The sequence below is a fragment of the Pantoea rwandensis genome, assembly GCF_002095475.1.
Classification (GTDB): domain Bacteria; phylum Pseudomonadota; class Gammaproteobacteria; order Enterobacterales; family Enterobacteriaceae; genus Pantoea; species Pantoea rwandensis.
Genome location: NZ_MLFR01000004.1, coordinates 250,210 through 259,524 on the forward strand (window position 1 = coordinate 250,210; position 9,315 = coordinate 259,524).

Annotated in this window: 6 protein-coding genes and 1 pseudogene; 4 read left to right on the forward strand and 3 right to left on the reverse strand. The window is 53.4% G+C overall.

Going from position 1 to position 9,315, the window contains the following annotated elements; translation table 11 throughout:
- The gene (gene ampE / locus HA51_RS07505) at window positions 1-855 is read left to right on the forward strand and encodes a beta-lactamase regulator AmpE (RefSeq protein ID WP_084933918.1); all 855 of its coding nucleotides are present in this window, start codon (window positions 1-3) and stop codon (window positions 853-855) included.
- On the opposite strand, the gene HA51_RS07510 is transcribed toward ampE, so the two are convergent.
- The 3 genes from HA51_RS07510 to aroP form a co-directional block, all read right to left on the reverse strand.
- Entirely contained in the window at window positions 837-1,790 is a 954-nt protein-coding gene (locus tag HA51_RS07510; RefSeq protein WP_084933919.1) for a glycoside hydrolase family 43 protein, read from the reverse strand. The genes ampE and HA51_RS07510 overlap by 19 nt on opposite strands.
- On the reverse strand, window positions 1,787-3,193 hold the full coding sequence (locus HA51_RS07515) for a glycoside-pentoside-hexuronide (GPH):cation symporter (protein WP_084933920.1): 1,407 nt from the start codon (window positions 3,191-3,193) through the stop codon (window positions 1,787-1,789). Before HA51_RS07515 ends, HA51_RS07510 begins: the two co-directional genes overlap by 4 nt.
- Before the next feature lie 161 nt (window positions 3,194-3,354).
- Window positions 3,355-4,710, reverse strand: a complete 1,356-nt coding sequence (aroP, locus tag HA51_RS07520) for an aromatic amino acid transporter AroP (RefSeq protein WP_084933921.1) — start codon at window positions 4,708-4,710, stop codon at window positions 3,355-3,357.
- A gap of 513 nt (window positions 4,711-5,223) precedes the next feature.
- Between aroP and pdhR the strand changes: the two genes are divergently transcribed.
- The 3 genes and pseudogenes from pdhR to HA51_RS07535 form a co-directional block, all read left to right on the forward strand.
- The gene (pdhR, locus tag HA51_RS07525; protein WP_034829622.1) at window positions 5,224-5,988 is read left to right on the forward strand and encodes a pyruvate dehydrogenase complex transcriptional repressor PdhR; all 765 of its coding nucleotides are present in this window, start codon (window positions 5,224-5,226) and stop codon (window positions 5,986-5,988) included.
- A 128-nt stretch (window positions 5,989-6,116) separates the two neighbouring features.
- A pseudogene (gene aceE / locus HA51_RS07530) lies at window positions 6,117-8,782 on the forward strand (pyruvate dehydrogenase (acetyl-transferring), homodimeric type).
- 14 nt (window positions 8,783-8,796) lie between these two features.
- Window positions 8,797-9,315: biotin/lipoyl-containing protein (locus HA51_RS07535; protein WP_342744874.1), on the forward strand; the 519-nt coding region annotated here is incomplete at its 3' end.

The following is a 9,315-nucleotide window of genomic DNA, read 5'->3' on the forward strand; positions in this document are numbered from 1 at the left end:
ATGACGTTGTTTAGCTTGTTATTAGTGTTGGGTTGGGAACGCCTCTTTAAGTTGGGTGAACACTGGCAACTGGACCATCGGCTGGAACCTCTGTTCCGGGGGCGCCAGCGTTTTTCGCTATTACGTACGTTGATGATGACAATTGTCGCCATGCTGGTTGTCTGGCTGCTGGTATGGAGCCTGAAAGGCGTATTGTTTGGTTTGGCGCAGCTCGCCTTTTGGATTGTGGTCGGTTTGCTCTGTATTGGCGCGGGCTCAGTGCGTTTGCATTATCACAGTTACCTGAAAGCGGCGAGCCACGATGATGAGGCGGCGCACCAGGCGATGGCATCTGAACTCACGCTGATTCATGGCGTGCCGGTAGAGTGCAACGAGCGTGAATTTCTGCGTGAACTACAGAACGCGCTGATCTGGATTAACTTCCGTTTCTATCTCGCACCGCTGTTCTGGTTTGTGGTGGGCGGCCCCTATGGACCTGTACTGCTGGTGGGCTATGCGTTTCTACGCGCCTGGCAGAGTTGGTTGGCGAAACATCATTCTCCGTTAGAACGCGCGCAGTCGGGCGTCGATCGCCTGCTGCATGTACTGGACTGGATCCCGGTTCGCCTTGCTGGCGTGGCGTATGCGCTGCTCGGCCACGGTGAGCGCGCATTGCCCGCGTGGTTTGCCTCGCTAAGCGATCGGCATCGTTCACAATATCAGGTGTTGACCAGTCTGGCGCAGTTCTCGCTGGCGCGCGATCCGCATATGGATAAAGTTGAAACGCCACGTGTTGCTGTGGCGTTAGCGAAACGTATTTCCCTGGTGTTAGTCGTAGTGGTTGCGCTGCTGACTATTTACGGCACGCTGGTGTGATCGGCGGGCGGCACGCCAAAATCGGGTGTGCCGTCCTCGCGCCATTCAAAGTATTTCAAACGGGTATGGCGGTTTGGATCCCATAACGGATCGCCTTCAATCTCGGTGTAATTCCGCGCGTGGTACACCAGCACATCCTGTCCCTGCTCATCAACCGTAAAACTATTGTGTCCTGGTCCATACTGCTGGTTTTCCCAGCTGGTGGTGAAAACGGGACGAGCTGACTTCTGCCACGCACTGATGTCGAGCGGATCGGCTAGCGCATCAATGCTGAGGATTCCCAGACAGTAATTTTCATCAGTCGCGCTCGCTGAATAGGTGATAAATAGCCTGTCGCCGTGGCGAATGACCGCTGGACCTTCATTGACGCTGAATCCTGCACACTCCCACTCATATTCTGGCCTGCTGAGCATCACGGGTGCGCTTTTCAACGTCCAGGGGTTCAATAACTCTGCGAGATAAAGGTTGGAGTTGCCGGGGACCGCGGGGTCCTTCTGCGCCCACAAATACCAGTTTTTACCTTGATGCACGAAATGTGTCGCATCCAGTGAGAATGAGTCAATGTGGGTAAACACCCGGCGCGCAGGCTGCCAGTGCCCCGAAAGCGGATCGCTATCGTCACACACCAATGCGTACATGCGGTGCTGGAATAATCCCTCTTTGATATCGCGCGTCGGGGCAGCGGCGAAATAGATCACCCATTGCCCATTAATATGATGGAGTTCTGGCGCCCAAATCAAAGCGCTGAACGGTCCGGTGTCCGGTTTATGCCACACCGTCACCGCTGCAGCCTCCGTCAATCCGGCCAGTGTCTCTGCGTGGCGAATCTCCAGACGATCATATTGGGGGACTGACGCCACGAAATAGTAGCCTCGTGCGTGGCGCAGAATAAAGGGATCGGCGCGTTGGGTAATAAAAGGGTTCGGCCAGCTCATTTGATCTCTCCTGGTAGTGAAGTTACAGGCGGTGAGGAGGGGGACACTTCGCGAAGGTTGGCGCGGCGCAGTGTAAGATCATCCTGAATCGTACGCATTAATTTGCGATCGACTTTCAGCAAGCGCACTACGCCAGCAGTAATCAGATAGCCCACTCCCGGGATCACAGTAAACAGCAACATAATGCCGTTGATGGCATTAGGCGCCTGCTGCTTCGCGCCTGCGTCATAACCATATATAGAGAGCAAGAAACCGACCATTGCGCCAGCGACCGCCAGTCCCACTTTCAGGAAAAACAGGTTGCCCGAAAAGCTCATGCCGGTGATGCGTTTGCCGGTTTTCCATTCGCCATAGTCATCAACATCCGCCATCAGCGACCAGTGAAGTGGTGAAGGAATTTGATGCAGGATATTCAGCAGGAAATAGGCAATAACCACCGCTACGGTGGCGTGTGGATCGATCCAATAGAACCCGCAGGAGAAAAGCGCTAGGGCGATATTGGTCCAGAAAAAGACCTTCAGCTTACACCAGCGATCGGTGAGGAGTTTCGCTAAGGTGCTGCCGAACATCATTCCAATCACGCCCAGGCTGATAAACAGCGTGGCAAAGTGGGTGGATTGTCCCATGACCCAGGTGACGTAGTACATGGTCGCGGCCATGCGGATAAAGCCGGGGCAAACGTTGCAAAACGTCAGCAGCAAAATGCGCACCCACTGGTCATTCTTCCACACATCGCGCAAGTCTTGTTTCAGGTCGTCATTGCTCGGCGTTGCCGGACGAATGCGTTCGCGTACGTTGGCGAAGCAGAACAGGAACATTGCCAGGCCAATTAGCGCCAGCACGCCCATCGCCATCTGATAACCCCGTGCTTTGTTGTCTCCGCCGAACCATTCGGCCATCGGCAGCAGGGATAGCGACAGAATCAACGTGGCTACGCCCACCATCACAAAGCGATACGACTGACAGGAAACACGCTCGCCGGGATCGTTAGTAATGACGCCACCCAGTGAGCAGTAGGGAATATTGATGGCCGTGTAGGTGAGTGACATCAGAAAGTAAGTGACAAAGGCCCAGATGACTTTATTTTCGTAGCTCCAGTCAGGGGTTGTGAACATCAATACGCTGAACACAACGTAAGGTACTGAAATCCACAGCAGCCATGGACGGAAACGTCCCCAGCGGCTTTGAGTACGATCGGCAATGGCGCCCATGATGGGATCGGTGACCGCATCCAGCACGCGCACTGAAAGCAGCAGCGTGCCGACCAGTGCGGGTGCGAGGCCAAACACATCGGTGTAGAAATAGTTAAGGAAAAGCATGATGGCGCCGCCAATCATATTGCACCCGGCATCGCCCATGCCGTATCCCAGTTTCTCTCTAAATGAGAGCGCTGCTCCTTTCATTGTTCGTCTCCAGCGACAAGGTGAGACGAAATTATCAGCGTTAAATCAGTAACCTGCTGGGGAGTAATTGGTTACGTAGATGGACAAAACAGGTGGGCGCAGAAAAGTGTGAGGCAGATCGGGAATGTTGCCCGGCGACGGCGCGCCGGGCAGGTCATACATTAGGCTTTTTGGACTTTATTTTTGATGGTGTAACCCACGGCCAGAATCACCAGCCAGACAGGGATCAACCACACAGAAATGGCCATACCCGGCGTGATCGCCATAATCACTAGCACGGCCGCCATGAAGGCCAGGCAGAGCCAGTTGCCAAACGGATAGAGCACCGCTCTGAAACGCGTGGTCACACCCTGCTGGTCTTTCTTCTTACGGAATTTCATGTGCGCAAGGCTGATCATCGCCCAGTTGATGACCAGCGCAGAAACCACCAGTGACATCAGCAGGCCAAACGCTTCACCCGGCATCAGGTAGTTGATCAGGACGCACAGCGCTGTGGCGACCGCGGATACCAAAATGGTGGCTACCGGCACGCCGCGTTTATCAACATTAAGCAGCGCTTTTGGCGCATTGCCCTGTTGCGCTAAGCCGAACAGCATACGGCTGTTGCAATAGACGCAGCTGTTGTAGACCGACAGCGCAGCCGTCAGGATCACCACATTTAGTGCGTTGGCGACGAAGGCATCACCCAGTTCATGGAAGATCAGTACGAATGGGCTGGTCTCTTCGGTGACGCGCGTCCAAGGCATCAACGACAGCAGCACCGTCAGCGAACCAATATAGAAAATCAGAATACGCCACAGTACTTGGTTAGTGGCTTTCGGGATGCTCTCTTGCGGATTGTCCGCTTCGGCAGCGGTGATACCCACCAGCTCAAGGCCACCAAATGAGAACATAATGATCGCCATCATCATCACCAGCCCGGTCATGCCGTGCGGCAGGAAACCGCCCTGGCTCCACAGGTTTGTGACGCTGGCTTGTGGACCGGCGTTACCGCTGAACAGCAACCAGCCACCAAACAAAATCATACCGATAACGGCAACGACTTTGATGATCGCGAACCAAAATTCCATCTCACCAAACACTTTTACGTTGGTGAGGTTTATGGCGTTGATGACGACGAAGAAGATGGCAGCACTGGCCCACGTGGGGAATTCGGGATACCAAAACTGGATGTATTTACCCACAGCACTCAATTCGGCCATCGCGACCAGCACATACAGCACCCAGTAGTTCCAGCCTGAGGCGAAACCGGCGAAGTTGCCCCAGTACTTATAGGCGAAGTGGCTGAAGCTACCGGCAACCGGCTCTTCCACTACCATTTCACCTAACTGGCGCATAATCAGAAAGGCAATAAATCCTGCAATGGCGTAACCGAGAATCACGGCCGGGCCGGCCGATTTAATCACTGATGCACTGCCCAGAAACAGACCGGTACCCACGGCACCGCCCAGCGCAATCAGCTGAATATGGCGATTTTTCAAGCCGCGGTGCAGCGACTCGCCATGCTGTTGTTCCATACAAACCTCGTGATGTTGTTATTGTGCACCTGCAGTGCGCGCACTGTAAGGCTGTTTTACGTAATGTATTCTTTTCTTTACGGTATCTGGCGTGCTGTGTGCATGCTGAAACTACCATGGCGTTCAGAATAGTGATAAGCGCGCCGCTTTGCACCTGCTTTTGCTTTTTGTGCTGAGAGATGGCTGAAAAAGCAGCAGTATCCTCTGCGAATCACTCGCGCTATTTCTGACATGAATAAACAATAAACACGAATAGCTTTGCCTTATGGTTAAGCGGATCTTGTTCGGCTAACTCAGTGTAAGGTTTGGTAAAAGTGAAATCTGTTAACAATTCACCTTGTCCAGAAATTTATGCTTTTCTAACGGTGGTTTAGCGTGCTGCAACCGCGGTATACCTCGTAAGTGTGACGGCTGCCATATAGACACAAGGTGAATACTTTGTTACTTTACGGGCACTATTTTTGAATTGGTATTACCAATTTACTCCGGACGTTTGGTTCATAAGAAGGGAAGATGGCTTACAGTAAAATTCGCCAACCCAAGCTCTCCGATGCGATCGAGCAACAGCTGGAGTCCCTTATTATGGAAGGGACACTTCAGCCGGGCGAAAAGCTGCTCCCTGAACGCGAACTGGCGAAACAGTTCGATGTCTCACGTCCATCCCTGCGCGAAGCCATTCAGAGCCTGGAAGCTAAAGGCCTGCTACTGCGCCGTCAGGGTGGTGGTACCTTCGTGCAAACAAACCTCTGGCAAAGCATGAGCGATCCACTGGTTAGCCTGTTGGCTGAGCATCCAGAATCTCAGTTTGATCTGCTGGAAACCCGTCACGCTCTTGAAGGGGTGGCTGCTTATTATGCCGCGCTGCGAGGTACGGATGAAGATCTGCAGCGCATCCGCGACTGCCATGTCCATATTCAGCAGGCACAGGACAGTGGCGATCTTGATGCCGAGGCTGATGCAGTGATGAAGTATCAGATCGCTGTCACAGAAGCCGCCCATAATGTAGTGCTCTTGCATTTACTGCGCTCCATGGGCCCTATGCTGGAACAAAACGTCCGCCAGAATTTTGAATTGCTTTACGCTCGCCGGGAAATGCTGGCGAAAGTGAGCGGTCACCGCGCCAGTATCTTTGAGGCGATTGTGGCTCGTGAGCCAGAACAAGCACGCGAGGCATCCCATCGTCACCTGGCGTTCATTGAGGAAATCTTGCTGGATAGAAGTCGGGAGCAGAGTCGTCGTGAACGCTCCCTGCGTCGTTTACAGCAACGTAAGGAATAACGCACGGCAACGAACGTGCGGAAAACAAACGACGGACCTGTCTTCTTGTGCTGTGAACAAGAAACAAAGCACAAGCAGACAGGCTCCTGATAATTCAACGTATTAGACACAGATAAGGAATACACCCCATGTCAGAACGTTTACAGAATGACGTGGATCCGATCGAAACTCGTGATTGGCTACAGGCGATCGAATCGGTCATCCGTGAAGAAGGTGTTGAGCGTGCGCAGTATCTGCTTGATCAGGTATTGAACACTGCACGCAAAGGTGGCGTGAAGATTGCGGGCGGCGCGTCTGCTATCAGCAACTACATTAACTCTATTGCTGTTGAAGATGAACCGGACTACCCGGGCAACACCTCTCTTGAACGTCGTATCCGTTCCGCAATTCGTTGGAACGCCATCATGTCGGTGCTGCGTGCATCGAAGAAAGATCTGGAGCTGGGTGGTCACCTCTCATCTTTCCAGTCTTCTGCCACCATTTATGAAGTGTGCTTTAACCACTTCTTCCGTGCGCGCAGTGATAAAGACGGCGGCGATCTGGTTTACTTCCAGGGCCACATTTCTCCGGGCATCTACTCGCGTGCTTTCCTTGAAGGCCGTCTGACCGAAGAGCAGATGAACAACTTCCGTCAGGAAGTGCACGGTAAAGGTCTGTCTTCTTACCCGCACCCGAAACTGATGCCTGAGTTCTGGCAGTTCCCGACCGTATCCATGGGCCTGGGTCCATTGAACGCGATTTATCAGGCGAAGTTCCTGAAATATCTGGAACACCGTGGTCTGAAAGATACCGCTAATCAAACCGTTTATGCTTTCCTCGGTGATGGCGAGATGGATGAGCCAGAATCTAAGGGTGCGATCACCATCGCGACCCGTGAGAAGCTGGACAACCTGGTGTTCATCATTAACTGTAACCTGCAGCGCCTTGATGGCCCGGTTACGGGTAATGGCAAAATCATCAACGAGCTGGAAGGCATCTTTGCCGGTGCTGGCTGGAACGTGATCAAAGTGATCTGGGGCGCGCGTTGGGATGAACTGCTGAAGCAGGACACCAGCGGCAAACTGATCCAGCTGATGAACGAAACTGTTGACGGTGACTACCAGACCTTCAAATCCCGCGATGGCGCCTACGTGCGTGAGCACTTCTTCGGTAAATACCCGGAGACCGCTGCACTGGTGAAAGACTGGTCAGACGAAGAGATCTTTGCGCTGAACCGTGGCGGCCACGACCCGAAGAAAATCTACGCAGCACTGAAAAAAGCGCAGGATACCAAAGGTCAGCCGACGCTGATCTTGGCACATACCATTAAAGGTTATGGTATGGGTGACACCGCGGAAGGTAAAAACATCGCGCACCAGGTGAAGAAGATGAACATGGATGGCGTTCGCTACATCCGCGATCGCTTCAACGTGCCAGTCGCTGACGATCAGATCGAAAACCTGCCGTACGTGCCTTCGATAAAGGCTCTGACGAGTACAACTACCTGCACGGCCAGCGTGAGAAGTTGGGTGGCTACCTGCCAACCCGTCAGGCAACGTTCAGCGAGAAGCTGGAAATGCCAACGCTGGAAGAGTTCAAGCCACTGCTGGAAGAGCAGAACAAAGAGATCTCGACCACGATCGCCTTCGTGCGTGCACTGAACGTGATGCTGAAGAACAAGTCGATCAAAGATCGCCTGGTGCCAATCCTTGCGGATGAAGCGCGTACCTTCGGTATGGAAGGTCTGTTCCGTCAGATTGGTATCTACAGCCCGAACGGTCAGCAGTACACCCCGCAGGACCGTGAGCAGGTTGCTTACTATAAAGAAGACGAGAAAGGCCAGATTCTGCAGGAAGGGATCAACGAGCTGGGCGCAGGTTCATCCTGGCTGGCGGCGGCGACCTCTTACAGCACCAACAACCTGCCGATGATTCCGTTCTACATCTATTACTCGATGTTCGGTTTCCAGCGCATCGGGGATCTGATGTGGCTGGCGGGCGACCAACAGGCGCGCGGCTTCCTGGTCGGCGGTACCTCAGGTCGTACTACCCTGAACGGCGAAGGTCTGCAGCACGAAGATGGTCACAGCCACATTCAGTCGCTGACTATCCCGAACTGTATCTCTTACGATCCGTCTTACGCGTACGAAGTTGCGGTCATCATGCAAGATGGCTTGGTGCGTATGTATGGCGAAGCGCAAGAAAACATCTATTACTACATCACCACGCTGAACGAAAACTACCACATGCCTGCGATGCCGCAGGGTGCGGAAGAGGGTATCCGCAAGGGTATCTACAAGCTCGAGACGCTGGAAGGTAGCAAAGGTAAAGTACAGTTGCTGGGCTCAGGTTCAATCCTGCGTCACGTGCGTGAAGCGTCGCATATTCTGGCGAACGATTACGGCATCGGTTCTGACGTTTATAGCGTGACCTCGTTCACTGAACTGGCGCGTGACGGCCAGGATTGTGAGCGCTGGAACATGCTGCATCCGACCGAAACGCCACGCGTGCCATACATCGCTCAGGTGATGAACGAAGCGCCAGCTGTTGCCTCAACGGACTACATGAAGCTGTTCGCAGAGCAGGTTCGTAGCTACGTTCCAGCCAGCGATTATCGCGTGCTGGGTACCGATGGCTTCGGTCGTTCTGACAGCCGTGAAAACCTGCGTCACCACTTCGAAGTGGATGCATCATACGTGGTGGTTGCGGCACTGGGTGAACTGGCTAAACGCGGCGAAATCGATAAGAAAGTGGTGGCGGATGCGATCACCAAATTCAATATCGATGCCGATAAAGTTAACCCGCGTCTGGCTTAAGGGGTAAGAGAGTAATGGCTATCGAAATTAACGTACCGGATATCGGGTCAGACGAAGTTGAAGTCACCGAGATCATGGTCAAGGTAGGCGACAAAGTTGAAGTTGAGCAGTCGCTGCTCACCGTTGAAGGCGACAAAGCCTCAATGGAAGTGCCTTCGCCACAGGCAGGTATTGTCAAAGAGATCAAAATCGCAACCGGCGACAAAGTGAACACCGGCTCGCTGATCATGATTTTTGAAGCGGAAGGCGCTGCTGCACCTGCGGCTGAAGAGAAAAAAGCGGAAGCGGCCCCAGCACCGGCTGCAGCTGCTTCGGTAAGCAAAGACGTCAACGTGCCTGACATCGGTGGTGACGAAGTTGAAGTCACTGAGATTCTGGTGAAAGTGGGCGACACTGTTGCGGCTGAACAATCACTGATCACCGTTGAAGGCGACAAAGCTTCAATGGAAGTGCCAGCTCCGTTCGCGGGCGTGGTGAAAGAGATCAAAATTGCCACCGGCGATAAAGTGAATACCGGTTCGCTGATCATGATC

Excerpts from the sequence above, each read along its gene's own strand:
- ampE (WP_084933918.1), top strand. The coding sequence starts at position 1 with ATGACGTTGTTTAGCTTGTTATTAGTGTTGGGTTGGGAACGCCTCTTT.
- HA51_RS07510 (WP_084933919.1), bottom strand. The coding sequence starts at position 1,790 with ATGAGCTGGCCGAACCCTTTTATTACCCAACGCGCCGATCCCTTTATT.
- HA51_RS07515 (WP_084933920.1), bottom strand. The coding sequence starts at position 3,193 with ATGAAAGGAGCAGCGCTCTCATTTAGAGAGAAACTGGGATACGGCATG.
- aroP (WP_084933921.1), bottom strand. The coding sequence starts at position 4,710 with ATGGAACAACAGCATGGCGAGTCGCTGCACCGCGGCTTGAAAAATCGC.
- pdhR (WP_034829622.1), top strand. The coding sequence starts at position 5,224 with ATGGCTTACAGTAAAATTCGCCAACCCAAGCTCTCCGATGCGATCGAG.